At 59.6% G+C, this 23349-nt stretch carries 26 protein-coding genes and 2 pseudogenes; 6 read left to right on the top strand and 22 right to left on the bottom strand.

The features are described 5' to 3' along the window. Nucleotides 1-123: 123 nt before the first annotated feature. The 15 genes and pseudogenes from AC07VF_RS23970 to AC07VF_RS24040 all read right to left on the bottom strand — a co-directional run bounded on the left by AC07VF_RS23970 (nucleotide 124) and on the right by AC07VF_RS24040 (nucleotide 12280). Complete coding sequence (locus AC07VF_RS23970; RefSeq protein WP_192174800.1) at nucleotides 124-483, bottom strand: type III secretion protein HrpV; 360 nt, start codon at nucleotides 481-483, stop codon at nucleotides 124-126. A gap of 2 nt (nucleotides 484-485) precedes the next feature. After that, nucleotides 486-689, bottom strand: coding sequence for an HrpT family type III secretion system protein (gene hrpT, locus AC07VF_RS23975; RefSeq protein WP_074891941.1), 204 nt, complete (start codon nucleotides 687-689; stop codon nucleotides 486-488). Beyond that, complete coding sequence (gene sctC / locus AC07VF_RS23980) at nucleotides 686-2791, bottom strand: type III secretion system outer membrane ring subunit SctC (protein WP_495009804.1); 2106 nt, start codon at nucleotides 2789-2791, stop codon at nucleotides 686-688. The genes hrpT and sctC overlap by 4 nt, the downstream gene beginning before the upstream one ends. 1 nt (nucleotide 2792) lies before the next feature. After that, the gene (locus AC07VF_RS23985; protein WP_495009805.1) at nucleotides 2793-3221 is read right to left on the bottom strand and encodes a type III secretion system chaperone family protein; all 429 of its coding nucleotides are present in this window, start codon (nucleotides 3219-3221) and stop codon (nucleotides 2793-2795) included. Then, nucleotides 3208-3432 carry a type III secretion protein gene (locus AC07VF_RS23990; RefSeq protein ID WP_065989219.1) on the bottom strand — a complete coding sequence of 75 codons (225 nt, stop codon included), beginning with the start codon at nucleotides 3430-3432 and terminating at the stop codon, nucleotides 3208-3210. Before AC07VF_RS23990 ends, AC07VF_RS23985 begins: the two co-directional genes overlap by 14 nt. A gap of 90 nt (nucleotides 3433-3522) precedes the next feature. Next, nucleotides 3523-4104 carry a type III secretion system stator protein SctL gene (gene sctL / locus AC07VF_RS23995; RefSeq protein WP_495009806.1) on the bottom strand — a complete coding sequence of 194 codons (582 nt, stop codon included), beginning with the start codon at nucleotides 4102-4104 and terminating at the stop codon, nucleotides 3523-3525. 37 nt (nucleotides 4105-4141) lie between these two features. Further along, nucleotides 4142-4684, bottom strand: coding sequence for a type III secretion protein (locus AC07VF_RS24000; protein ID WP_495009807.1), 543 nt, complete (start codon nucleotides 4682-4684; stop codon nucleotides 4142-4144). After that, entirely contained in the window at nucleotides 4684-5487 is an 804-nt protein-coding gene (gene sctJ, locus AC07VF_RS24005) for a type III secretion system inner membrane ring lipoprotein SctJ (RefSeq protein WP_495009808.1), read from the bottom strand. The genes AC07VF_RS24000 and sctJ overlap by 1 nt, the downstream gene beginning before the upstream one ends. A gap of 9 nt (nucleotides 5488-5496) precedes the next feature. Next, the gene (gene sctI, locus AC07VF_RS24010; RefSeq protein ID WP_192134532.1) at nucleotides 5497-5871 is read right to left on the bottom strand and encodes a type III secretion system inner rod subunit SctI; all 375 of its coding nucleotides are present in this window, start codon (nucleotides 5869-5871) and stop codon (nucleotides 5497-5499) included. A gap of 41 nt (nucleotides 5872-5912) precedes the next feature. Then, on the bottom strand, nucleotides 5913-6956 hold the full coding sequence (locus AC07VF_RS24015) for a harpin HrpZ family protein (protein ID WP_192174806.1): 1044 nt from the start codon (nucleotides 6954-6956) through the stop codon (nucleotides 5913-5915). Between the two features lie 53 nt (nucleotides 6957-7009). Next, nucleotides 7010-7339 carry a type III secretion system major pilin HrpA gene (locus tag AC07VF_RS24020; protein WP_108122843.1) on the bottom strand — a complete coding sequence of 110 codons (330 nt, stop codon included), beginning with the start codon at nucleotides 7337-7339 and terminating at the stop codon, nucleotides 7010-7012. Nucleotides 7340-7510: 171 nt separating this feature from the next. Further along, nucleotides 7511-8419 (bottom strand): sigma 54-interacting transcriptional regulator, encoded by a 909-nt coding sequence (locus AC07VF_RS24025; RefSeq protein WP_192174807.1) that lies wholly within the window; start codon nucleotides 8417-8419, stop codon nucleotides 7511-7513. A 215-nt stretch (nucleotides 8420-8634) separates the two neighbouring features. Beyond that, nucleotides 8635-9576: a sigma 54-interacting transcriptional regulator gene (locus tag AC07VF_RS24030; protein ID WP_346628140.1), complete on the bottom strand. Its 942-nt coding sequence runs from the start codon at nucleotides 9574-9576 to the stop codon at nucleotides 8635-8637. A gap of 1064 nt (nucleotides 9577-10640) precedes the next feature. Beyond that, nucleotides 10641-11726 (bottom strand): annotated as a pseudogene (locus tag AC07VF_RS24035) (transglycosylase SLT domain-containing protein); the annotation flags it as partial. A gap of 113 nt (nucleotides 11727-11839) precedes the next feature. Then, complete coding sequence (locus AC07VF_RS24040) at nucleotides 11840-12280, bottom strand: LexA family protein (protein WP_065989204.1); 441 nt, start codon at nucleotides 12278-12280, stop codon at nucleotides 11840-11842. A gap of 98 nt (nucleotides 12281-12378) precedes the next feature. Here AC07VF_RS24040 and AC07VF_RS24045 point away from each other — a divergent pair, with 98 nt between their 5' ends. Then, a complete protein-coding gene (locus AC07VF_RS24045; protein ID WP_495009809.1) occupies nucleotides 12379-13107 on the top strand; it encodes an SOS response-associated peptidase family protein in 729 nt (242 codons plus the stop codon). A 45-nt stretch (nucleotides 13108-13152) separates the two neighbouring features. On the opposite strand, the gene AC07VF_RS24050 is transcribed toward AC07VF_RS24045, so the two are convergent. Beyond that, entirely contained in the window at nucleotides 13153-15375 is a 2223-nt protein-coding gene (locus AC07VF_RS24050; protein ID WP_495009810.1) for a TonB-dependent siderophore receptor, read from the bottom strand. 330 nt (nucleotides 15376-15705) lie between these two features. On the opposite strand from AC07VF_RS24050, the gene AC07VF_RS24055 reads away from it, so the two are divergent. After that, on the top strand, nucleotides 15706-16065 hold the full coding sequence (locus AC07VF_RS24055) for a DUF4190 domain-containing protein (protein WP_495009811.1): 360 nt from the start codon (nucleotides 15706-15708) through the stop codon (nucleotides 16063-16065). 16 nt (nucleotides 16066-16081) lie between these two features. After that, a complete protein-coding gene (locus AC07VF_RS24060) occupies nucleotides 16082-16531 on the top strand; it encodes a DUF805 domain-containing protein (RefSeq protein ID WP_423574732.1) in 450 nt (149 codons plus the stop codon). A 78-nt stretch (nucleotides 16532-16609) separates the two neighbouring features. Here AC07VF_RS24060 and AC07VF_RS24065 read toward each other — a convergent pair whose 3' ends face one another. Then, nucleotides 16610-17494, bottom strand: coding sequence for an EamA family transporter (locus tag AC07VF_RS24065; protein ID WP_495009812.1), 885 nt, complete (start codon nucleotides 17492-17494; stop codon nucleotides 16610-16612). A gap of 261 nt (nucleotides 17495-17755) precedes the next feature. On the opposite strand from AC07VF_RS24065, the pseudogene AC07VF_RS24070 reads away from it, so the two are divergent. The 3 genes and pseudogenes from AC07VF_RS24070 to AC07VF_RS24080 all read left to right on the top strand — a co-directional run. After that, nucleotides 17756-18523, top strand: a pseudogene (locus AC07VF_RS24070) (MCP four helix bundle domain-containing protein); the annotation flags it as partial. Between the two features lie 69 nt (nucleotides 18524-18592). Beyond that, nucleotides 18593-19381: a methyl-accepting chemotaxis protein gene (locus AC07VF_RS24075; RefSeq protein ID WP_407073265.1), complete on the top strand. Its 789-nt coding sequence runs from the start codon at nucleotides 18593-18595 to the stop codon at nucleotides 19379-19381. A gap of 276 nt (nucleotides 19382-19657) precedes the next feature. After that, on the top strand, nucleotides 19658-19834 hold the full coding sequence (locus AC07VF_RS24080; protein WP_282369999.1) for a DUF3606 domain-containing protein: 177 nt from the start codon (nucleotides 19658-19660) through the stop codon (nucleotides 19832-19834). A gap of 180 nt (nucleotides 19835-20014) precedes the next feature. Here AC07VF_RS24080 and AC07VF_RS24085 read toward each other — a convergent pair whose 3' ends face one another. The 5 genes from AC07VF_RS24085 to AC07VF_RS24105 form a co-directional block, all read right to left on the bottom strand. Further along, nucleotides 20015-21637, bottom strand: a complete 1623-nt coding sequence (locus tag AC07VF_RS24085; protein WP_495009813.1) for a methyl-accepting chemotaxis protein — start codon at nucleotides 21635-21637, stop codon at nucleotides 20015-20017. 209 nt (nucleotides 21638-21846) lie between these two features. Next, entirely contained in the window at nucleotides 21847-22272 is a 426-nt protein-coding gene (locus AC07VF_RS24090; protein WP_192174858.1) for a cell wall hydrolase, read from the bottom strand. A 69-nt stretch (nucleotides 22273-22341) separates the two neighbouring features. Then, nucleotides 22342-22581, bottom strand: coding sequence for an Rz1-like lysis system protein LysC (gene lysC / locus AC07VF_RS24095; protein WP_346631374.1), 240 nt, complete (start codon nucleotides 22579-22581; stop codon nucleotides 22342-22344). Beyond that, nucleotides 22490-22915 carry a hypothetical protein gene (locus tag AC07VF_RS24100; RefSeq protein WP_495009814.1) on the bottom strand — a complete coding sequence of 142 codons (426 nt, stop codon included), beginning with the start codon at nucleotides 22913-22915 and terminating at the stop codon, nucleotides 22490-22492. Before AC07VF_RS24100 ends, lysC begins: the two co-directional genes overlap by 92 nt. After that, on the bottom strand, nucleotides 22912-23229 hold the full coding sequence (locus AC07VF_RS24105; RefSeq protein WP_192174817.1) for a phage holin, lambda family: 318 nt from the start codon (nucleotides 23227-23229) through the stop codon (nucleotides 22912-22914). Before AC07VF_RS24105 ends, AC07VF_RS24100 begins: the two co-directional genes overlap by 4 nt. Nucleotides 23230-23349: the final 120 nt, after the last annotated feature.

Here is a 23349-nt window from a genome sequence, read left to right on the forward strand (position 1 = left end):
GGCACCCTTGGTTACTTGGGGTGCTTTTCCAAGTAACTCGCCGAAGGCGAAATGTCTGCCGTTAGGCAGACGCTCTTGATCCGGATTTTGATCCAGATCTTGAAAGCGAGCCCCGCGAGCGCGCTATTGCAAAGCATCACTGAGATGCCCCAACCCCGCCAGCTCAAGCTCCTGCCGACGAATACTGTCCAGACTCACCGCCGCCCCCTGCGCATCGGGCACCGCGTGCCAGACCACAAAATCCCGCTGCACATCCAGAAACAGAAAGAAATCGTTAAACAACTCCGCCTGCGAAAACCGCCGCTCCAACGCATCGCGCAGCTGCTCCGGGCGTAAGGCCCGGCCCTCGATATGCAGCGCGATGCCCCAGTCCCGATGCTCACGTCGACTGACAAACGCCACGCCCGTTGCCACCGGCCAGATCGCTGCACGTTCGGCGGCGACGTGGGCGTAAAACGCTGATTTTTCCGATACCCGAATCATGCTCAGTCCTTCAATGGCACCACAGTAAAATCCTGCTCATGGTCACGCTCATCAATCCCCTGACGCATGTCCGGCGGCCACCAGATCACCAGCTCCCGGTCATTGGAATCCGGCCGCTTGCACGAATAACCCGAACACCCATGGGTGGCACACCCCGCCAACGTGGCAGTGACCAGAAACAGCAAAAGCAAACCGCGCAGGTTCATCGTGTAGCCCCCTTGAGCAGCGAAGGTCGGTTCTGTTTGGCCTTGCTCGACACCTGCGGCTGACGCAGGGCGATGTAGATTTCACTCTCCGCCCCCGGCTGCAGCCACGCATGGGGCCAGGCGCTGACACCCATCACCCAGCGACCGCCGCAGCGGCTTTCGTCGATGCGCACCGGTTTGCTGGTGGTGTTGCGCGCCACGACCACCGCGATGCCCCAGTCCTTGCGGGTAAACCACTGGGAACGCTGGCGATCCATGGTCAGACCGATGCCCGGATCACACAGGCTGTCGGCTTCGAACGGCAAGGTCTCGCCACTGTTGAAGCCCACCGGGGTCACGCCGTCGAGCAACTGGGTGAAGGCGTTCTGCACGTCGCTGCGAGTCGGTTGTTCGCCACCGTCGCGGCGTTCCTTGATGCGTTTCATCTGGTCATCAACATCGTGGGGGTTGCCGTTCTGCACGTAACGCGCCGGGTTGATCTGATCGCCTATCAGCCTCGGCGTGAGGATGAACAGGCGCTCACGCTGGTTCAGCTCGCGACTGCGGGACTGGAACAGCAGTTTGCCGATCACTGGAATATCGCCCAGCAGCGGGATTTTGTTGACCTTGTCGGTGGTTTCCAGCCCGTGGAATCCGCCGATGACCAGCGACCCGTGCTCAGCGATCACCGCCTGGGTGCTGACGTTGCCCTTGCGCACCGCCGGCTGGTCTTCGTTGATTTGCGAGGTGTCGATCTGGCCGTCTTCGATGTCGACGATCAATTGCACCTGGGATTTGCCGTTCTGGTCCAGGGAGCGCGGAATCACCTGCAAGCTGGTGCCCGCCGTAATGGGCACAATGTCCGCGACGCGCTCGGAAGTGGCGGTGAGGTATTCGGTGCGGCTGAAGTCGATCACCGCCGGCTGGTTTTCCAGGGTCAGAATCGACGGATTGCCGATCACCGACGCCGCGCCGTTGCCTTCGAGGGCATGCAGGTCCGCCGAGAACTTGCCGGCATCCTGAATGAACAGCGTGGTGCTGGTGCCCTGCTCGAACAGATTGGCGCCACCGCTCACGCTGCCGCCTTTGAAGTTCCAGCGGCTGGACAGCTGCGCCAGCTCGTTGCGGTCGATGTCGAGAATCACCGCGTCGATCTCGATCAGGTTGCGCGGCGTATCCAGTTCCTTGACCAGCTTCTCGTACATCGCCCGGCGCTTGGGCAGGTCGTAGATCAGCACCGAGTTGTTGCGCACGTCGGCGCTGACGCGGATTTTCGAGCGGCCCGCCGCTTCGCTGGACGACCCGCCGCGTTTGCCCTTGGAGCCCAGCACCCGATCCAGCCCCTGTTCGATGGCCCCGGTGTCAAAGCCCTGGCTTTGCATGCCGCCGTAGTTCAGGCCTGAGGACGTGGCGCCGCCGCCTGCAGATCCCCCCGCGCCGCCCTGCCCTTGCAGCAGGTTGACGCCGTTGATGGACTCGCCACGGGAGCGACTTTCCAGCAGCTCCTGGAGAATGCTGGCGACGCCGGCGACGGTGAGCTGTTGATCGCGATAGCGAATGGTGCGGTCGGCGGCGTTGGCGTACTTCAGCGGGAGGACCACGATGTCCTGCTTCTCGGCTTTTTCCGGCGCCTCGACCTTCTTGCTGTAACTGCGCACAAAGTCGACGTACTTGGCCGGGCCGCGCACCAGCACCACGCCTTCGTCGGGCAATGCGCCCCAGCCGAAGCGCTTGTCCAGCAGGCCAACGTCGGACAGCGCCTGCTGCAGGTCATCGACCGCTTCCGGCGACACTTCGATGCGCGCCGAGGTCTGCTCGCTGGTCGGGCTGATGTACAGGGTTTCGTTGTAGACGAACCACTGGAAATGATGCTCCTGACCCAGCCGGTCGAGGAATTCCTGGGGGTTCTGCGCACGAATGCGCCCGTCCAGCGTGCCCGGTATCGCCGGCATGTCCAGGCCAATGCCGAACTCCTTGGCGAAGTCTGCCAGCGCCGTCGCCAGTTCGGTCTGCCGCGCATCGTAGGCGTAGGCGGTGTGTTTCCAGGCGTCAGGCACCGCGGCCAGCGCCGGCGCACCAATGCCGATCATCAGCAAAGGCAACCACATTAAGGCCTTGCGCATTTCACACTCCCGGTTGCCAGGTTCTGAGGGTCGAGCGGGACGACGAGGCGGTCGCGCTGCGAATCGAGGTTTGCATGAGGCTGAGCATCGCGGCGCGCTGATTGGCCAGGCGCTCCAGACGTTCGAGCAGTTGCGTGGGGTTGCAGGGGTCGGGAATCCAGCTCACCAACACCACGCAGCGGGTGTCGGGGTCGATGGCCAGCCCGCCCTCACAGGCACAGGCCACGCCGGCACCGCCCTGGGCGAGTACCGCGTCGAGGCGTTGCGGGTCGCTGCCGTCGTAGGGATCGAGCACATCGAGGCTCAGGCGAATGCCGTTGCCCGACACCGCCAGCCGCGCGTTGGCGTCATCGATCCAGCAGTCCAGCGGTGCGAGCGGACGGCGCTCGCACCACTGGGCGAGGATCGCGCTGAATTCACTGAATTCCATCGATGATCGCTTTGGTGATGCCGTGTTTGGCGCGCAGCCCTTCGTTGAGAATCATGTTGGCGACGTTGGTCTGCTGCGAGGCATCGCTGAATGCCTGGAAATCTTCCATGGTGCCGCTTTCAGAGGCGGTTTCGGCAGCGTCCTGCATGTCGTCCTGGGCGCGGGAATAGGAGTGATCGAGGTGGTTTTGCAGGGATTTGAAACTGATCATGCCGGTGGCTCCAACTGAGGGATTCAACCCCTGAGTGGAACCTGCGGCCGCTCCGGTTCCATGAACCGTCACAACCGGGTCAAGAAAAACTCATGAATGCGCCGTCGACCCCGCGAGCCCACGGCGCAGGCTGTCCCAGTCGATGTCGAACGCGCCGTTGGCATCGCTCAGGCGCAAGGTCTGCGGCGCCAGCGCCGGGTCACCTTTTAGCTGCCAGTGATCGGCAAAGCGACTGGCCGACAGCCACTCACCGAGGCTGTCGAGCATGTCGGTATGGGCGCTGAGCACGGCCCTGGTTTCGACGGTCTGGCCGGCGGCAAGATTCCTCATCAGCGCGCGACTGCGTTCAGCGAGTGTCGTCTGGTCGAGCAACTCGGCGAGGGCCTCATTGAGCAAGGCTTCAACAGCCTCCATGGATTCCTGCGCCAGCGCCGATCGCTGCTGCTCCAGCTGCTGCAGAAAACCGTTGGCGCTGTCCCAGAACTGCGCCAGCGCCTGATCCTTTTCCTGCTGCGCCTGGGCGTGTGCATCGGCAAGAATCTGCTCGGCTTCAGCGCGGGCGTTGCCCAGCACTTCAGCGGCGAGCACGGTACCGGCCAGGTCTTCGCGACGCAGAATGTCGGTGACCAGCACAGCGGAGGAAGACAACACAAGACGACGCTTGGCGAGCATGTTCAGCTCCTGAAGGACAATGAGGTAACCGCACTCATCAAGGCGTCGTCACCCGCCATAACACCGAGTGCCACAGGGTGTGCAGCTTATTTTCGGGCAGCTCGGCGCAGGGCGGCGGCAGTGCATCCGGCGCCCAGGACAGGCGCAGCCGCGACCAGCAAGGCTCACCCGCCCACGCCGCCAGCAACACCCGCGCATCCGTCACCGAGGCGTCCAGCCATAAACCGGGCCGCAACGCTTTGGCCACCGCGCGGCACCAAGGCTCATGCACGTGCCCGGCGTCATCGGCGCCAGCGCAGTCGGCCTGGCCGAAACAGATTCGGCCCGCCAGGGACAGCGCCCGGTGCTGCTGCGCTTCATCCAGTCGCAGCCACTGCATCAGCGAATCAACAGGCGGCGGCGGTTGGCTCGGGACCACGCCAACGCTGTGCAGAAACACGTCGTGGCGAGTGCCGAGCAGTTCCGTACAGTCCTCGCGGGTGATGCCGCAATGGTCGGCGAACACGTCGATCCAGTCGGCGTGGGCCCATTCCCAGGGCGCGCACCACCAGCGAATCCAGTGCTCCTCGACGCTGAGCATTACGCCCGCACCGGCATGCTCGTCCGGGCACTGCGGCGCAGGCCGATGCGTTGCAACAGCGCATTGCGCCAGTCGCCGCGCAGGATCAACACGATCAAGGCAATCAGCAACAGTGCGGCAAACGGTGCGAGCCACAGCATGCGATTCCAGAAGTCGAGGTTGGCGCTGTCGACCAGAAAGGGCCCGAAGTTCACCAGCCGTTCGGTGTCCTGAAATTCCGCCGCCGGCACGAATACGATGGCGAATTTCTTCGAATCCAGCGGCTCGCCGGACATGCCGGGGATGCTGCTGGCGACCATCTGCTGAATACGCCCGCGCACGCTGTCAGGGTCGAGGGCCGAGGTGTGTTTGATGAACACTGCCGCCGACGCAGGCTGCACCGGCTCGCCCGGCGCGATGCGTTCAGGCAGCACGACATGGACGCGGGCGACGATGACGCCGTCGATCTGCGACAGCGTCGCTTCCAGCTCCTGGGACAAGGCGTAGATGTAACGCGCGCGCTCTTCCAGCGGCGTGGAAATCACCCCTTCCTTCTTGAAGATTTCGCCCAGACTGGTGCGCGATCGCCGTGGCAGGCCGGCGGCATCGAGGATCCGCACCGCGCGATTGATCTCGGCCGTCGGCACGCTGATGACCACGCCGGTCTTCTCGCTGCGCTTGCGCGCGTCGATGTGCTGGTCGGCGAGGCTGGCGATCACGTCGTTGGAATCCTGCTCGGACAGCCCGGTGAACAGGTCCGTGTCGTCGCTGCACCCGCTGAGCAGCAGCATCAGGCAGATCAGTCCCGCAGTCAGGTAGTTCACGGTATGCCTCTACTGCAGGTTGGTCAGTTTATCGAGGGCCTGGGCGCTCTTGCTGACGACTTTGGTGGTCAGCGCCATCTGCAGTGAGTACTGCGACAGCGACCGGCTCATCTGGGAAATTTCCAGCGGGTCGTCAGTGGTGGACGCCCGTTTCATCTTCCGCGCGGCTTGCTGCGACAGCTTGTCGGTGGCGCCAAGGCGGTCCGACAGCGCGCTGGCGATCTGTTCGGATAAATGACTCTGCTGCATCGACAGCTCGGGGCGCATGGCGGCGTTGAACAGATCGACGTCCGCCTGCGAAGGCCCGCTGACCAGTCCCTGATCCAGGCGTGGCTCAAGATCGGTGGACGGCGATTTGAGTTGGTTGACATTGGAAAGGGTCACGGGCGTTCTCCGGCAGACGGTGTCGATGCGTACGGTTGGCTTCAGGAAAGGCTGTTGCTGTTGTTGCCGCCACCCACCAGGGCCGAGACAAGGGCAGTGGCGGCCTGGGCCAGCATGTTTTGCTGATCCTGCTGGGCGAACGGATTGGTTTGCCCGCCTGCGCCGTTGACGCCGGCTCCGTTCTGTTCGGCTTCGAGGCCTTTCTTGATCAGGCCGCTGAGCAGTTGCCCCAGGTCCTGGGTCACGCTATTTGTGGCACCAGCCGACTGAGACGCATCGTTCATCGGCGTACCGAGGCCGCCGCCGACGCTGGCGTTGACGCCCTTCTGCAGCAGGTCACCCAGCAGTTGGCCGAGGTCTTGATTGACGCTGTTCGGGGTCTGCGCAGCGCCGCCCGACGGGTCGGTCGGTGACAGGTTGCTCAGTGGCGATCCGCTGCCGGCATCACTGAGGCCGTTCTGTTCCTGACCGAGCTGGCTGCCCAGCGAGTCCAGTGCAGAACGAAAGGCAGCCGTTTCTTTGCCGTCGAGGAAATTGTCGCCCTCAGCCGTGAGTTCGTTCTTCCAGGAGCCCGAATCCGGCGCCGGAAACTTCTGCGGATCCTGGGCGGTGCGCTGGTCCATGAATTCGGCGATTTTTTCCAGCAGCGGCATGTCGCCCTTGGAGAAGGTCGTGCCTTGATCCGTTTTGGTCAGCAGGTCATCCAGCGAGGCCTTGGCCAGACCGTTGAGGGTCTGCGACATCAGGTCCGGCGCGCCGGCACCTGCCTGGCCTGCATCGGCGGCAGCACCAAAGTTTTCCCCCAGTTTGTCTTTGATCAGGTCACCCAAAGCAGCCTTGATCATGTCCGGATTGCCGCCAATCAACGACGCCAACGGGTTGTTCTTCTCCATTTGCTTGCCGACCATCTGGCCCAGCGGCGATTCCTTGTCCAGGTGCCCGCCTTTGGTCAGCGCCTGAGCGAGCTGATCGATCACGTCCTTGAGCGACTGCGGGGTCTTGTCGCCGCCCAGCGTCGGCTGGGACACCACGGTGCCGATGTGCAGGTTTTGCAGCGGATTGGTATTGGCATTGAGACTTAGCATGAAACCTCCATCCTCAGGTGGATGCCCCCTTTTTCAGGGGGCGCTCGGACCGATCAGTAGCTGATGCCTTTGGCGTTCTGCGCCTCGGCACTGATCGCCTTGTTGGCGCTGTCTTCCTTGCCGGAACGGATAGCGCTGAGGACATCGTTGGTCTGCTTGCGGATGTCGGCTTCGGTCTGCATGGCAATCAGGCGCGCCTGGCTGGCATCGGCCTTTTCGGTGGCGGCGTTTTGTGCGGCTTCGGCCTTGGAAGGAGCGGCAGATTCGGTGATCTGGTTTTCCTGCTTGACGTTGGTCACAGCGCTGGCTGCCTGCTGAGTCATTTGCCCGCCCGCGTTGATCGCGCTGTTGGCGAGGCCACCGACCATTGAGATTGGATTCATGTCGAACACTCCTGAGTCATCACCAGCGAAAGTGCTTGGTGCCAATGGGTGGCACCGACCTCGGGATCGGTTCCGCATGGGGCTCAATAAAATTCGGGATGTTCACGGAAGCTGCGGATATGGACGTGTGGACGAGCAGGTGTCGCCAGAAGCAGCGAGGTGAACGGGAGGTCAGACGTCCAGTTCTTTCATGCGGTGGTAGAGCGTGCGACGGGGGATGTCGAGCTCCTGACTCACCGCTTCGACGCTGTTGTTGTGGCGCTTGAGCGCCGCCTGAATCAGTGCTTTTTCGATCACCCGCAACTGCGATTTCAGGCCCGATGACTCGCCGTCCTCACCGGACTCGCCGCCCAGCAGCGGAAAGCCCATGACGTGACGCTTGGCCGCTGATTTCAGTTCGCGGATGTTGCCCGGCCAGTCATGGTTGAGCAGGACGTGACGCAGCACGCCGGTGGTCTCGGGCACCGGAATACCCGACTCCTGCGCCGCCGCCTCAGCGAAGCGGGTGAACAGCGGAAGGATACGGGCGCGCTGTTCGCGCAGGGGCGCCAGCGTGACGGTCAGGACGTTCAGGCGGAAATACAGATCCCGGCGAAAACGACCCTGCTCGACCATTTCGTCGAGGGAGCGCTGAGCCGAGGCAATGACGCAGACATCCAAAGCGATGGGTGTCGTCGAGCCGAGCCGCTCGACCGAGCGCGTTTCCAGCACCCGCAGGAGTTTGGCTTGCAGGCTCAGGGGCATGCTGTCGATCTCGTCCAGGTACAAGGTGCCGCCCTGGGCCGCTTCGATGTAGCCGACTCGCGCCTTGTCCGCGCCGGTGTAGGCGCCACTGACCACGCCGAACAATTCGCTCTCGGCCAGGGATTCCGGAATGGCGGCGCAGTTCATCGCGACCAGCCGGCCCTTGCGTCCGGACAGCGTGTGGATCCGGCTGGCGACGGTGTCCTTGCCGGTGCCGGTTTCCCCTGACAGCAGCAGGTCGATCCCCAACTGACCGAGACTTCGGGCCACCACGCGCAGGTTCGGCACCTGATGGTCGTCCTCCAGTTGCTCATCGAATAACTCGTACACACTCATCCACGACCTCTGGTATTTCAGGGTTACGCGACATTGGCTGCGCGAGATTGGCTGCGAGGCGTCCATTGCGAAACAGCGCGCCTGGTGCGGCAGGTATGTGTGGGACTCTGGGCAGGACTCGCTTTCGTGGGACCGGCGTTAGCCGGGAAGGCGTCAGGCTCTACACCACACGATTGATACGGAACACACTGGCCTCTTCCCGCCTGAAACCGGTCCTACGAAATCGCCGCTTCTTCCGCATCGTTCATGCCCAGCTCTTTCATCCGGTGATACAACGTGCGCCGGGGAATTTCGAGCTCCTGCACCACGGCTTCCAGGCTGTGCTTGTGGCGCTTGAGCGCGTCTTCGATGAGCATTCTTTCGATGACACGCAGCTGGGTCTTCAGGCCGGTTTCCAGATCGCGATCCGGAGGCGCATCGCCGCCCAGCAGCGGGAAGCCCAGCACGAAACGCTTGGCGGCAGACTTCAGTTCGCGAATGTTGCCGGGCCATGAATGGCTGAGCAGCAGTTGTACCAGGCGGTTGTCCAGCTCGGGGACCGGGCAGCCGAAATCGGCGGCGACTTCCTGGGTGAACTGGTCGAACAACGGCAGGATCTGTTCGCGACGCTTGCGCAAGGCTGGCATTTGAATGGTCAGCACATTGAGCCGAAAAAACAGGTCGCGACGAAAAAGCCCTTGTTCCACGAGTTCATCCAGAGGGCGCTGCGCCGACGCGATGACCCGAAGGTCCACCGGAATGAAGTCGGTCGAGCCCAATCGCTCGATGCCCCGGGTTTCCAGAATCCGCAGCAGCTTGGCCTGCAGGCTCAGCGGCATGCTGTCGATCTCGTCCAGGTACAGCGTGCCGCCGCAGGCCGCTTCGATGTACCCCTCCCGGGACCGGCTGACACCGGTATAGGCGCCATTCACAACACCGAACAACTGACTTTCCGCCAGCGATTCCGGAATGGCGGCGCAGTTCATACCGATGAAAGAACCTGTCCGACCGGACAAGTCATGAATACGTTTGGCCAGCGTGTCCTTGCCTGTTCCAGTCTCCCCGCAGAGCAGCAAATCCATACTCAGGTTGGCGGTATTCAATGCTATCTGCTGGATATCCAGCGCCACATTTTCAGGCTGACACGAACAGTCGCTTACATCGATTTCTTCTTTCATCGATACCTCTCGTAGTGGGAGCAAGCGATTTATTAATACCACGCATTTCAAAGGCAGCAATAATTAAATTTAGTTCCCCAGCGTCGTGAGACATACTTCACACCACCAATGTGATAGCACTTTGACTTTATTGACGGAGTTAACTAATTATCTGCAAAACATTCAAACGGCTATTTAAAATCTTCCGGTGCCCCCGACTGGACAATGAGTCATTGGGGGCGTCCAAGGGCACGGCCGGCCTGGCGCCTGCATCACAATAGCTTAACAATCATCGGGTTATGCTCTGCCATGGTGCATTTCATCCCGCCCTCCACGATCGATCCTCCCTCTGCGTAACCGTTAACCATCGAACGCTCTTATTAATGCCGCGTACGACTCGCGAACATTCATCAAGCCCGCCTCGCCGACGACTATTAACTGCCCGCCCGTGCCTGACATTAATCAGAACTAAATGCCTTATTGAACTTATGAACTGTCGGCCCCGAGAACTTATATAACCCTCTGCGAACTTTATAAGTTGTTTAACAACTTGCGTATTGCTTGCTAGTTCTCAGGACCATTAGTTTAACTACGTTCGGAAATCCGACTGCTCCAACTCGGTTTTCCGAACACGCTTTACTGTACTCTCGCGTATAGGTCCAAACCCCTTGAATTTAGAGGGTCGGGCATGGCGGTCATTTTATTTTCGACTATTAAATGCAAAGCAAAGGTTTGCGCATCAGTGCTGATTCGATAATGGGATCCAACTATTCATTGCCGTTGAGTACGACTTGTCCGACACCGCTCACCGGACCTGAGCACTCATCAACCTATGGCAGTGGATGTTTCTAATTGTGTCTTCGGAGGCGACTGGCCATGATGTATCGGCGTTTTTACAACGCGTCTGAAAAGTTCGGTGAAATTTTTGTTAATTGGTTCTATGAATAAGTCTGACCCGGCTCATCCGGGCCGATCGGGATGTGGAAAGCACACGGCCGGATTGTGTCCGTGCCGACACACGACGAGCCCATTGCTGCCAAAAGTGGGCCCGAAGCGGACAAATTGGTGACTGGAGTGTCGCTTCAGGGGCGCACAATCCCCGCTGACGCCGTGGCAGTGGTCACCGCCAGTGCCTCGTTACCGGGCATGACGTCGTCGGTCATTTTGCCGAGGGTGGCAGAAAGCTGCTCGAACTGGTCGCGAGGCACGAGCACGCGGGAGGGCCCGTCGGCGGTTTTTTTGCGCAGGAACGCCGGATTGAGGTTCAGCAGCACCGAGCGATCGATGCCGGCACTGGCGGCGAGGCGCTCCAGGTCCACCGGCCGCGCGAGCTCCAGCACCGTGAAATACGGCGCATTGGCCACCGGGCTGAGCTTCACGCCATAGGTCTCGGGTTCGCGCACCAGCATCGACAACGCCAGCAGTCGCGGCACGTAATCCTGGGTTTCCTTTGGCAGGCTCAGGTGCCAGTAATCGGTAGGCAGGCCTCGGCGCTGATTCGCGTCGATGGCCCGGCTCACCGTGCCCTCCCCTGCGTTATAGGCCGCCATCGCCAACAGCCAGTCGCCGCCGAACTGGGTGTGCAGGCGCGTCAGGTAATCCATCGCCGCTTTGCTGGACGCCACGACGTCCCGCCGTCCGTCATACCAGGCGGTCTGGCGCAGGTTGAAATCGCGCCCGGTGGCCGCCATGAACTGCCACAGGCCGGCCGCGTCACGGATCGAATTGGCTTTGGGGTTGTAGGCACTCTCGATGATCGGCAACAAAGCCAGCTCGGCCGGCATCGCCCGCTGGTCGAGGGTTTCGACGATGAAATGCAAATACGGGCTGGCCCGCTGACTGGCATTGCGGATGAAGCCTGCGTTGCCCAGCAGCCAGTCGCGCTGCCGCACGATGCGTTCGTTGACGCCGTTGTCGTCGGCCAGGCGGAAATCCTGTCCCATCCGTTGCCAGATATCACTGCCGTCGTAGGGTTGCGTTGACCGCGAATAAGCCACCGGCTCTTCGCTGCGATGGAGCCCTGCCACCAGGCGCGGCGTGCGTTCGGTGCTCGCCTCGGGCGGGCCGTAAGACTGGCAACCGGCACACAACATCGCAACAGTCAGTGAAGCGAGGCGCATCGGTCGAACGACACGCAATGCGCCCGAATACGGGCGGAAGGCAGGCGGCATCGGAGGTCATCCTGAGAGGTTTATGCTGTGTGGCACGGGCGCTTGAATGGTTCCAATACGCCCGTGCTGTCACCTCCCTCCTCCGCGCCTCCCTTATATAGAAAGCCTCTGAATCACGAATGCATCACCTTGTCGTGATCGCGAACGCTGTATTTCACCACGCCCCAGATCAGCAACTCGTCGCCTTCCATGACATAGCGCGGCGGGTATTTGGTGTTTTCGGATTTGAGGATGACTTCGTTGCCACGCATGTGCAGGCGCTTGCAGACTGGCTCGGTATTCAAGGCGGCGATGACAATGTCGCCGTGCTCGGCATACAGGCTGCGGTCGACGATCACCAGATCGCCGCAATAGATGCCCGCGCCCTGCATGCTGTCGCCCTCTATTTTCACGAGATAGACATGGGGCGCGCGGATGTCGAACAGCTCGTCCAGCGAGATGTGCCGCTCGATGTGATCGGCCGCCGGCGAAGGGAAACCTGCGGGCACTTGAAAGGCATAAAGGGGAAACCGCTCGCCCGCCGCCGATAACCGGCCAAGGATGGTGACACTCATGGGACTGACCTTGTGTTTGTTAACTGTACGTATATACAGTTAACGTTCTCAGCCGCGTGCGGTCAATCTGGTAAGCAGGAAAATTCGACGGGTGACACATGTGCGGACGCTACTCGATCTACGAGCCAATGGACCATTACCTCAAGACGCTCGCGCCAGAGCAGTTGGTGATCAACGGCTACGATCTCTGGCCCATCGCGCGCTACAACGTGGCGCCGACGACCCGCGTCGAGATCATCCGCCCGGTGTCCGACGGCCTGAGCGTCGACAAGGTGCGCTGGGGCTGGTCGCCCTACTGGGCGAAAGGCAAACGGCCCGACCCGATCAATGCGCGGGTCGAAACGGTGATGACCGGGAAGTTCTTCAAGGATCTGTGGCCGAACGGTCGCGCCCTGGCCCCGGCGAACGGCTGGTTTGAATGGGTCAAAGACCCCAACGATGCGAAGCGCAAGCAGCCGTACTTCATCCATCTGAAAGACCAGGGACCGATGTACTTCGCCGCATTGGGCCAAGTCAGGCCCAGCCTTGAGCCAGACGAACGCGACGGCTTCGTCATCATCACCGCCGCCAGCGATGCCGGCATGCTCGACATCCACGACCGCCGCCCGCTGGTGCTGACGCCCGAGCTCGCCCGGGAATGGGTCGACCCGCAGACGCCGGCGTCACGGCTTGCGCAAATCGCCCAGGAAGGCTGCCGGCCGGTCAGCGATTTCCACTGGCATGCCGTGGGCAAGGAGGTCGGTAACGTGCGCAATGAAGGCGCGAAGCTGATCGAGCCCTTGGCCGGGCTCGATTTGCTGACGGAGGATCAGGACAAGGACGTCTGATCGCAGTGCGTTGCGATCAAACGATGTGCCGGGTGCGGCGAGTGATCAGAGCGTCCACTTCACCGAGAACATCAGGTTGCGCGGATCGCCGTAGACGCCGGTGCCCGAGTTTGTCGGGATGCCCTGCCAGTAGCGGGTATCGAACAGGTTATTGACGTTCACCCGGCCGTCCCAGTGCTCGTTCAGCTTGTAACCGGCCATCAGGCCGACGATGCCGTAAGCGTCCTGATCCGCCTGGCCATCGCCGACGCGATTGAAGGTCTTGCTCTGGGCCAGCACGTCCGCGCCCACCCGCCATTTGTGCAGCTCACCCGGCAAGGTGTAGCTGGTCGCGGCTTTGAACAGGTGCTTCGGCTGCTCGGGGGCGAACAATTTGCCTTCGTTGCTTTTGGTACCGTCTTCGACAAACTGGCTCAGCACGTAGGTGTAGGACGCCGAGAACTGCCAGTCCGGCGTCAGCGCGCCGCTCAGCTCGGTGTCGATCCCGCGGCTGCGCACCTTGCCCGCTGCGCCGTAGCAGCTGGAAGCCGGGAAGCTCGGGCAATTGGTGGAATTCTGGTCCTGCAGCAGATAGGCGCGGTTTTCCTGCTCCATTTCAAAAAGCGCCACCGATGCATTCAGCGCGCCGTCGAAGTATTCGCCCTTCAGGCCGATCTCGTAGTTCTTGCCGGTCATGGGCTTCAACACCGAGCGCGAGGAATCCATTTCGGTCTGCGGTTTGAAGATTTCGGTGTAGCTGGCGTAGGCCGAGTACGTGTCGTTCAGGTCATAAATGACGCCAGCATACGGCGTGACTTCGCGCACCACCTTGTAATCGCCACTGCCGACGCGGTTGTCGAAGTCATACCAACTGACGCGGCTGCCAAGGATGACGTGCAGCGGGTCGATGGGGTTCAGGCGCGCCACGGCGTAAACGCCTTCTTCGGTGGCGGCGTTGAGGGTTTCATACAGGCTGGTGTCGACGTCAGGTTTGGTCACTGAATGGGTTGGGTTGTAGAGATCAATCGGCGTGCCGTCGGTCCAGCCGCCCCACTGGTGAAACTTCTCCTGCCGATGGCTCACGCCCACGACCAGTTCATGCTCGCGACCGAACATCTGAAACGGCCCGCTGAGGGACGCGTCCAGGTTGGTCTGGTCGTCGTCGTCGCGGTACTTGCCGTGGTACTGCTGAAAGCCCAGACCGTCGTAGTTGCCGACGTAGCTGGAGAACGTGTCCGCCTCGGCCCAGATCTTCTGCCCCGCCAGCTTGGCCGACCAGCCGTTGTCGAAACGGTGCGTGACGTCGGTGAAGAACATGATGTTGTCTTTGTTCCAGTACGACCAGTCGTTGCTGAGGAACGTCGAACGCTTGAGGTGCAGGTCTTCGCCGTTCGGACCGCTGGGCAGACCGCCCCAGTCCGAGGTGTTGTCATCACGCTGTTTGGATGCGCCGACGGTCCAGGTCGTCGAATCATTCAGGTCGGCTTCGAGGATGCCGTAAAAGGTCTGGCGCTGATTCTTGCGGATGTCGGAGAAGCTTTTGTCGTCCTCATATGCCGCCACGACACGGCCGCGAACGGTGCCGGAATCGTTGAGCTTGTTCGACGCATCGACTTCGGTGCGATACCGGTCCCAACTGCCGGCGCTGGTGGTCACGCTCACCTGCGGCACGGCGGTCGGGCGCTTGCGCACCAGGTTCAACGTCGCCGCCGGGCTGCCCGCGCCGGTCATCAGCCCCGTTGCCCCGCGGACCACTTCGACGCGGTCGTACATGGCCAGGTCCGCGCCGGAAATCACATCCTGGGTGTAGGCGCTGATGCTGCTCGGCAGCCCGTCGTACATGATGTTGTCGATCTTGAAACCGCGCGCCAGAAACTCCTGACGGTCCGATGCGGTTCGGTGCAACGTCACGCCGGGCGCGTATTTCACTACGTCGTTCAGGTCGTTCATGCCCTGATCGTCCATGCGCTGGCGGGTGATCACACTCACCGACTGCGGCGTCTCGCGAATGGACAGCGGCAGCTTGGTCGCCGTGTTCATGGAACCCGTTGTGTATGAGCCCGAATTCTCCGTGGTCGCTTGCCCCGCGATGCCGTAATCGGCGTTGATGCTCAGGCCTTCCAAAGCCACTGCACCCGGTGCCGGGTTGCCGCTGGCACTGCCCGGTTGAGCGGGCGACGTGACCGATGGCTGATCGGCTACATCCTGCTGCGCCGGCGCTGCGAGGGAATGGCTGGAGAAACCAAGGGCGACGAGTGCCGACAAGGCTGGCAGGGCGGGACGTAGCATCGGGTGCTTCCTGGAGAGGACGAAGGCGTGCTGATCCGCGGCACGGCACCCTGACGAGCGACGTTCCGCATGGCGAAAAGCTATGAGGGCGCCGATCGTAGCAACATTTTTATAAATTGGTAATGCAAAGCGTTATCAGCTGTTAAGGTTTCTGATTCGTCTTTCCAGGCATGGCATCGTTAAAGGACGCAAAGGCAGCCAGATGCTCTGCAATGACGGGCGTACGGGGTTCGAGACAGGCCGGGAGGAATGCCCACAAAAATCTTTTCTAAAGATTTCAGCCGTGCTGCCGACACGCACCTACAAGCCTTTCTACTATAGGGAAATGAGATGGCGATGGTATTTTGTCGTGGCTGTGCAAAGGAGCTGCATGAAACGGCAGTCACTTGCCCACAATGTGGCGCGAGTCAAATCACCTCAGCAACGCTCCCACTCCCCCCTGCAAACGCTGGCCCCCCCTGGATGGCAATCCTTTCGCTCGTGCTCAGTATCGTGTGCACGCTTGCACTCTTTGACGACAGTGAATGGGACACAGAGACGATTCAGGGCCTGGGCCTGTTCTCTGTCATCGCCCTGATTCTGGGGATCATCACTATCAACACCAAAAGACCGGGCTATGGCATGGCCATCGCCGGGACTGTGTTATCCGGTGTCTCGCTGCTTATTTTCGTTGGACTGTGTGTTAATTAATCAAAGGAAGATTCAAATGGCATTTTGTCGTGGTTGTGCAAAGGAAATCAGTGATGGTGCTGTCACGTGCCCGCAGTGCGGCGCGCCGCAGCTGGCGTACGCAGGCGGCGGCAATAGCGCTGCCGTTGTCGCCCAGCCAGGTTTTTTTCACTGGTATGTGGACGTTCTGAAGAAATACGCGGTGTTCAGCGGGAGGGCGCGGCGCAAGGAGTACTGGATGTTTTTCCTGATCAACGTCCTGATCTCTATCGCGATTGCCGTTGTTGACGCCATCATCGGCACCAACTCCATGCTCTCGAATATTTACAGCCTTGCGTTATTGATACCCGGCCTCGCCGTTGGCGTGCGCCGACTGCACGACACTGATCGCAGCGGCTGGTGGCTGATTGTGCCTTTCGCCAACATCGTGTTCCTGGCTACAGAAGGTCAGAAAGGCGATAACCGCTTCGGGCCGGCTCCCCTGTAAGCTGATCGGAAGTGCGCCGTCCTAGACGGCGCACTTGCCTGAATCGGGTTTGAATCGCGAAACCCTGATCCCCGCGCATCAAGCGGTCGCTTGTCGCCCACGGCTGAACAGCTTGGGCCCAAGCAGATTTACCGTCAGACCCAACATCACAAGCACACCCCCCGCGCATTGCAGCACGCTGAGTCGCTCGCCCAGCACCAACGCTGAGGAACTGAGGCCGACCACCGGCACCAGCAGAGAAAATGGCGCGACCTTGCCCGCTGGATAGCGCGACAGCAGCTTGCTCCAGCTGATGTAGCCGAACAGCGTGGCGACGAAGGCCAGGTAAGCGAGCGACAGCACTGAACTCCATCCCAGATTAAGCAACGAATGCTCAATGAGCGCTGGCCCCTCCAGCCACAGCGACATGGCGAGAAACGGCAGCGGCGGAACGATCGCACCCCAGACCACCAGGGCGACGAGATCGACGCTCCCAAACCGGCGCGTGATGATGTTGCCAAGCGCCCACATCGAGGCCGCGCACAACACCAGCAACACCGCCAGAAGCGGGGTCGCAGCCCCCGTGCCCATGCCGATAAGGGTCAGTCCGCCAGCAGCAATGAGTAAGCCCGCCACGCTATACACGCGTAATTTCTCACCGATGAATATCGCCGCAAACAGCAGCGTGAAGAATGCCTGCGCCTGCAGCAGCAAGGAGGCCAGCCCCGGCGGCATGCCATGGGCCATGCTCTCGAACAGAAAGGCGAACTGACCGAAGGAAATGGTCGCTCCATACGCGAGCAGCCAGAACCAGGGCAACTGCGGACGGCGAATGAAAAACACCGCGGGAATCGCGACCAGCGTGAACCGCAGCGCGCCCAGCAACATCGGCGGCAGGCCATCCAGGCCGTATTTGATCACGATGAAATTCAAACCCCACGCAATGATGACCAGCAATGCCAGGCAAAGGTCTTTAAACGGCATAGTGTTCCTTAATAGTTGGCAGGTATTTCGGGGCGATCCCGAGAAGCAATAATCGCCTCACGCTCGCCGCGTTTGCAAACCCATTGGCAGTGTTAAATGAAGAATTAGTTAATTGATTATTTAGCACTTAGCAAACACGCGACCATGATAGCTATAGGCCTGCCTTTCCGCTGAACGTACCTTAAGTAATCGAAAATCCGGCAGACACGCTGATAGCTGGAACGGACCTCAGCATTCCTTTGGAGCTCCGGAGAGACCCACATGCAACTACAAAACTTTAAGATTTCGACCAGAGCGCTGCTCTGCTTTGGTCTGATTACGCTCATTCTGCTAGGCCTTGGCCTGTTCGCCTACGTTCAAATTGATGAAATGCGTACCACTGAACAAAAGCTGGAAACCGACGTGGTGCCCAGCATTCAGGTAATTGACGATATCCAGATCGCCCTGCTGCATACCCGTCTGGAAAGCATACGATCGCTGGCGGTGGCGGGCTCAGACGCACAACGCAAGGTCACCGATAGTATTTTTCAGGACATTGCCATGCTCGAAGACAAAACGGGTTACTACCGAGCACACCTGGTTACTGACGAAGAGGATAACAAGCAGTTTCAGACCGCGAACGGCCTGATGGAGAAATACATAGCTGGCGTCAAAAACATTATTTCGCTGAATAAAACCGACCATCAAAGCGCGCTGGACTATGCCAACAACGAACAGGCGCAGACCGCGACGCAGTATCAGGCGGAGCTCACAAAGCTGCGTGACCTTAATTCACAGAACGCAGTTAACGCCGGGCATCGCGCTGCAGAGGTTTACAGCCACAGCATCATGGTTCTTATCTCGGTTGTTCTGGTTGCATCGGTGCTCACCATAGGCCTGGCGTATGCCCTGACCCGAAGCATCGTAAGGCCGGTTGCCAGCTCATTGACCTTCGCGGAGCAAATCGCGACGGGCGACCTCTCCGGTGTCCTCGCCGTGACGGGGCGAGATGAGGTATCCAGTTTGATGATTGCGCTCAATGTCATGGCCGGCAATTTAAAGACCACGATCACTGAGATATCGGGAGCAGCCGACCAACTGAGCACCGCCTCCGTTGAAATGACATCGATTACCGAAAGCGCAGATCGGACACTTCAAAGACAGAACAGCGAGATCGAACAGGCGGCCACTGCGGTCACCGAAATGAGTGCGGCAGTGGAGGAAGTGGCGAGAAATGCGAACTCAACGTCCGAGGCCGCGAAGTCATCCAGCACATCCGCCGAAGAGGGCAACCGCAGGGTCGTCAACACGGTGACGGCCATGACGAGCCTCGCCGACCTCGTGGACAACTCAGTGGTTCAGGTCAAGGCCCTGGCCAGTCAGGCGGACGATATTACAAAAGTGCTGAGCGTCATCAGGGCCATTGCCGAGCAGACAAACCTGCTCGCGTTGAACGCAGCGATTGAGGCGGCGCGCGCCGGGGAACAGGGACGAGGATTCGCTGTGGTGGCAGACGAGGTTCGGGCACTGGCGCACCGGACCCAACTGTCCACGCAGGAAATCGAGCAGATGATCACCAAGGTCCAGTCAGGGTCTGCCGCTGCCGTGGAGTCCATGGACAAAAGCAGGCAGGAGGTTTACAGCACGCTGACCTCTGCGAAAGACGCCGGCTCGTCCCTGCGCCTGATCACCGATGCGGTCCTGGAAATCAATGAACGAAATATGCAGATTGCGACGGCGTCGGAGGAGCAAGCCCATGTTGCCCGCGATGTGGACAGAAACCTGGTGAGCATTCGGGATCTGGCAATGCAGAGCACCGAGGGCGCGAGACAGACACTGGAAGCAAGCAACGAGCTGTCGAAGCTGGCGGTCCGGCTCAATGACATGGTCGGCAAGTTCCGGCTTTAGCCCACCGCGGCCCTGACGCCCGGACTTCAGAGCCCATTTCCAACCAGACCCCGAAAACTAAAAAGCCCCGCAGATGCGGGGCTTTTTACTGTGTTTGGCGGACCTGGAGATTTGAACCCCGGAAACGGTCTCAACCCTCGCCGGCTTTCAACACCACTGGTTTCTACCGCTCACAGATGCCGCTCCGGTAGATGTCTTGCGCCCATGTCAGACGCTCAGGATGGCCTATGCTTCGTTGGCCTGGAATAGCCAGGCTATCTCATAAGGGCGTAGAAAATGGCTGACAATTTAGGTAATCGCGGACCACAGGACAGAGCCAGAGTGAATACCTCTGAAGCCTGGGAGCTGCAGTACTGGACTAACGAGTTTGGGGTGACCGAAGAACAACTCAAAGCCGCAGTAAAGGCAGTCGGTCCAATGGTGGTAGACGTACGTAAAAAGCTGGGCAAATAAATCAGACATTCCCTGCGGAGTGCCGAGAAGCGCAGCCCAATGTGACAAAGGTCTGCGCTTTTCTCTGTCTAAACAGAAAGACCTCTGATTTACAGAAGCCCTCTGATTTGCTCGCTCAGGGTCAAGAGATCCAAGTTAGCCTTGGCAGTGTTAAACGGTTACGGCTGGAGATCGCCTTCGCTACATCTGAAACTTGCTGACTTCCACTTGCAGGCTGGTGGCAAGATTTTTCAACCCGCCGCTCGTCTTCAGCAGGTCCTGAATGGACATATTATTTTGTTCAGCCATCTGCGCAGTGCGCTCCACATTCCGAGCTACATCCTGACTAGCTGCCGTCTGCTCCCGCAAGGCCAGGGAAATCTGGTCTACAACTTCGAGTACCTTGTTCGAGCTGTCGCGTATCTCGCCTATTGCCGTGCCGGCACTACCCGCCATTTCCACGCCGTCATTCACTTCCTGGACCCCGCTGCGCATGCTTTCTACGGTTTCGCGGACGCCAGATTGAATCTTTCCGATCATGGTTGCGATTTCCTTGGTCGATTTGCCTGTGTTCTGCGCTAACAAGCGCACCTCGTCGGCCACTACTGCAAATCCACGCCCCTGTTCACCCGCCCGCGCCGCCTCAATGGCGGCGTTAAGGGCGAGTAAATTGGTCTGATCAGCGATACCTTGGATCACACTGATAATTGAGGAAATCTGCTCGGAATGCTGGCCCAAGCCTGCGACCTGTGTAGAGGAAAGCTGCACTGTTTTTGCGATGCCCATCATGCTGGACAGGGTGCTTTCTATAACTTGTGCACCATCCTTCGATTGCTGGCCTGAGCGGGTAGCCAACGTGTGAGCTTCATCCGCATTTTCGGAGACATGGTGAATGCTGACGGTCAATTCTTCGACAGTTGCAGCCATCATTGACGCGGACGTTGATTGCTCTTGAATAGCGCCGGAAAGTTGCTCGGATGCCCCCGAAATTTGTTGCACAGCGATAACTAGCTGACTGGCAGCGAGGCTGATTTGCTGGATCATCTCTCTTAGCCGAGTCTGCATACGCAAGAAGGCTTTGGGCAGCTCATCATGGCTACTGGTGTCAATAACGGTATCCAGCTTACCGTTGGCGATTGCAGTGGCTGCGTCGATAGCGAGTTGCAGGCGTGCGGAGGTACTACGGCCCAACGTGGTAGCCAAGATGACGGATAGAACCGTTGCTGCGATGCCTCCCCAGATCAGAATCAACAATGCATCATGCTTGGCGTCCGCCATTGCCTGGTTTCGGATATCCAGCAATTTGTTCTCATCAGCGGTGATGTCTCCCAATACAGCCCGCATGCTGTCCATTTTGGCCTTGTCAGCCCCTGAGGTAATACGCTGGTCTAAAGGGTCATCGGGGGCACTGCGCTGAGTCAAATCTCTGCGCATAGCGATGATCGGGTGCACGTCTTCGTCAATCCACCGTTTCTGAATTTCGCCAAGCTGGGCAAGTCTTTGTTGCTGTTGCGGGTTATCGGCGGTCAAACTTTTGAGCAGGTTGAGCACCTCGGCGAACTGCTTTTCGCCCATCATCGTGGGTTCTAGAAATGAGTCTTTTGACGAAATGACGAATCCGCGCATGCCAGTTTCAATATTAATCAACTGTTCCAGTGCGACCTGTGTTCCGCTAAGCACTTGATAGCTATGCACATTGCTCCTGGTTGCGGTTTCAACCTCTTCAAACCCCTTGTACGCGCTTCCTACCAACATCCCGATTAGCAATACGATAACGAAGAAACTGAAATACAGCTTTTGAGATATGCTTAGCTTACTTAGCATTATCTAAATCCCGGCAAAGCCCTTCCCTGGCTGATAATTGAGCTTAAGGTGGCGCGTGAGTGCGCGTTTGAAATTCAGGCTCGCCCAGGATCGAACTGTGCTCAGACCTCAATGAAAGTGTCGACAATTATGCTTTTTACTTGAGGAACTTTTTTCGAGCATGGTTGTATCGCAGGTGCTGCGAAAGCCCGGCGGGCTCGTGCCGTAGATCACGGAACGTCTTTGAAAAATACGTGGTCCCCGAGTTTCAGAGTCCGCTTAGCCCTGGCAGCCCACTCCGGAGCCTTCGACAGAGTGGTCGCGTAGTAATGAGTTGCCCCACCGGTGGGGTCTGGCACCTTCCCGTCGATCACTTGGTCAGCAGCGATTTGGCACTGCGCCAACTCCCTGAACGGGATCTGTCGCGTGCCGCTCAGGAATGGATAGTTTGGGTCGCCCCTGTTCCAGCAACTGAACTGATAGGGTTTTTGGCATACCCCGGCATAGCCCTCGCCCCACCATGATTTTTCTTGTCCATCATTCACGCGGTTGCGGATCGTCCAGGCCACGGCAACCATTCCGGCAAGCCCTTCCCCACGAGCTTCGCCGTACACCGTGCGAGCGAGAACATCGCGATCTTTATCAGTCACGGTCATGACTATTCTCCATGCAAAGAATCCGCTCATGGGTGCCTCCAGACTCGACGCACCTCCAATAAAACGGGCTTACTTATTCTTGCTTCGAACGATCTGCGCATCGACTTGGTCGGCGCATGTGTCGAGCAGCTTGATGGCCTGATCCTTCAGCTCCCATACGTCGCCGTTGTCACGCAGATCGGTATCCTCCGCATTGACCCGCTCGCACGGAATCAGCTCAGGGGCTTGCAGCCTTATGACTGTGGTCTTTGTTACCACTGGCGGCTTTGCCGCGCAGGCCGTCAGGCAAAGGCTGAGCAGCCCAATCACGAACAGGTTTACTGGTGCGCTTGAGGTCATCGAACTCCTTCCTCGCCTTCTTGGCTTTGTCTTCACTGGCCCTGATGCGCTTGTTCAGGTCGGCCGTGTAGTCGGCGTTGCGCTGTGCTTCAGCGCGCAGCGTCGTGATCGTGGCCTGGCTTTCCTTATTGGCGTCGACGGCTTCCTGTTTGGCTTTGGCCTCGACACTGATGGCCCCTTGCAACGTGATCACTCGGATCTGCTGGATGGCAATCAGCAGGCCCATCACGATGACAATGACGACCGCAATGGCCCGAAATGTAGAGCCGACCCTGGCTACTACGGCGACTGGTTCGAGGCTCATAACGAATCCGCCTTGCGTCCGAGGAACCGGATGATCAGCTCGCGGATCGCCGTCACGCCGATGAACCCGATGGTGCCGCCGGCGGCAACGGACAGGCTCGACGGCCAGGCCATCCATTCGATGACGCTGCTGGCTGACAGGCTCAATGCACCACAGATCAGCGCCTCAAGCACAACGCGCCATTTGTTGGCTTCTTTGCCTTCATAGACCACGCGCAATAGAGAAATGGTTGCGGCCATGATCGCTCCTTGCCAGAGCGGCGTCGTGATGATCAGCCAGACGTGGGCCCAGAAGTCAGGTGTTTTTTCCGACATCTTCGTCGACCTCCGACAGTCCGCCCTCTCGGGCTCGGGGAATGGGGCAGCCCCGCAGCACGCCTGGCTTAGAGCGATAGGCGTGGCAGGGCTAAATACGAAAAAGCCTCGGTGAATGCC

It is taken from the genome of Pseudomonas sp. GW821-FHT02H06, assembly GCF_059421525.1.

What these genes read in the sequence shown, in the direction of transcription:
- AC07VF_RS24075 (WP_407073265.1), top strand. Translation starts at nt 18,593, where the DNA reads ATGACATCGATTACCGAAAGCGCAGATCGGACACTTCAAAGACAGAAC.
- AC07VF_RS24100 (WP_495009814.1), bottom strand. Translation starts at nt 22,915, where the DNA reads ATGAGCCTCGAACCAGTCGCCGTAGTAGCCAGGGTCGGCTCTACATTT.
- AC07VF_RS23985 (WP_495009805.1), bottom strand. Translation starts at nt 3,221, where the DNA reads ATGGAATTCAGTGAATTCAGCGCGATCCTCGCCCAGTGGTGCGAGCGC.
- AC07VF_RS24045 (WP_495009809.1), top strand. Translation starts at nt 12,379, where the DNA reads ATGTGCGGACGCTACTCGATCTACGAGCCAATGGACCATTACCTCAAG.
- AC07VF_RS23990 (WP_065989219.1), bottom strand. Translation starts at nt 3,432, where the DNA reads ATGATCAGTTTCAAATCCCTGCAAAACCACCTCGATCACTCCTATTCC.
- AC07VF_RS24085 (WP_495009813.1), bottom strand. Translation starts at nt 21,637, where the DNA reads ATGCTAAGTAAGCTAAGCATATCTCAAAAGCTGTATTTCAGTTTCTTC.
- AC07VF_RS24030 (WP_346628140.1), bottom strand. Translation starts at nt 9,576, where the DNA reads ATGAAAGAAGAAATCGATGTAAGCGACTGTTCGTGTCAGCCTGAAAAT.
- AC07VF_RS24105 (WP_192174817.1), bottom strand. Translation starts at nt 23,229, where the DNA reads ATGTCGGAAAAAACACCTGACTTCTGGGCCCACGTCTGGCTGATCATC.
- sctL (WP_495009806.1), bottom strand. Translation starts at nt 4,104, where the DNA reads ATGCTCGCCAAGCGTCGTCTTGTGTTGTCTTCCTCCGCTGTGCTGGTC.
- AC07VF_RS24065 (WP_495009812.1), bottom strand. Translation starts at nt 17,494, where the DNA reads ATGCCGTTTAAAGACCTTTGCCTGGCATTGCTGGTCATCATTGCGTGG.
- AC07VF_RS23970 (WP_192174800.1), bottom strand. Translation starts at nt 483, where the DNA reads ATGATTCGGGTATCGGAAAAATCAGCGTTTTACGCCCACGTCGCCGCC.
- AC07VF_RS24055 (WP_495009811.1), top strand. Translation starts at nt 15,706, where the DNA reads ATGGCGATGGTATTTTGTCGTGGCTGTGCAAAGGAGCTGCATGAAACG.
- AC07VF_RS24020 (WP_108122843.1), bottom strand. Translation starts at nt 7,339, where the DNA reads ATGAATCCAATCTCAATGGTCGGTGGCCTCGCCAACAGCGCGATCAAC.
- AC07VF_RS24000 (WP_495009807.1), bottom strand. Translation starts at nt 4,684, where the DNA reads ATGCTCAGCGTCGAGGAGCACTGGATTCGCTGGTGGTGCGCGCCCTGG.
- AC07VF_RS24060 (WP_423574732.1), top strand. Translation starts at nt 16,082, where the DNA reads ATGGCATTTTGTCGTGGTTGTGCAAAGGAAATCAGTGATGGTGCTGTC.
- sctC (WP_495009804.1), bottom strand. Translation starts at nt 2,791, where the DNA reads ATGCGCAAGGCCTTAATGTGGTTGCCTTTGCTGATGATCGGCATTGGT.
- AC07VF_RS24040 (WP_065989204.1), bottom strand. Translation starts at nt 12,280, where the DNA reads ATGAGTGTCACCATCCTTGGCCGGTTATCGGCGGCGGGCGAGCGGTTT.
- hrpT (WP_074891941.1), bottom strand. Translation starts at nt 689, where the DNA reads ATGAACCTGCGCGGTTTGCTTTTGCTGTTTCTGGTCACTGCCACGTTG.
- AC07VF_RS24080 (WP_282369999.1), top strand. Translation starts at nt 19,658, where the DNA reads ATGGCTGACAATTTAGGTAATCGCGGACCACAGGACAGAGCCAGAGTG.
- AC07VF_RS24050 (WP_495009810.1), bottom strand. Translation starts at nt 15,375, where the DNA reads ATGCTACGTCCCGCCCTGCCAGCCTTGTCGGCACTCGTCGCCCTTGGT.
- AC07VF_RS24015 (WP_192174806.1), bottom strand. Translation starts at nt 6,956, where the DNA reads ATGCTAAGTCTCAATGCCAATACCAATCCGCTGCAAAACCTGCACATC.
- AC07VF_RS24025 (WP_192174807.1), bottom strand. Translation starts at nt 8,419, where the DNA reads ATGAGTGTGTACGAGTTATTCGATGAGCAACTGGAGGACGACCATCAG.
- AC07VF_RS24090 (WP_192174858.1), bottom strand. Translation starts at nt 22,272, where the DNA reads ATGACCGTGACTGATAAAGATCGCGATGTTCTCGCTCGCACGGTGTAC.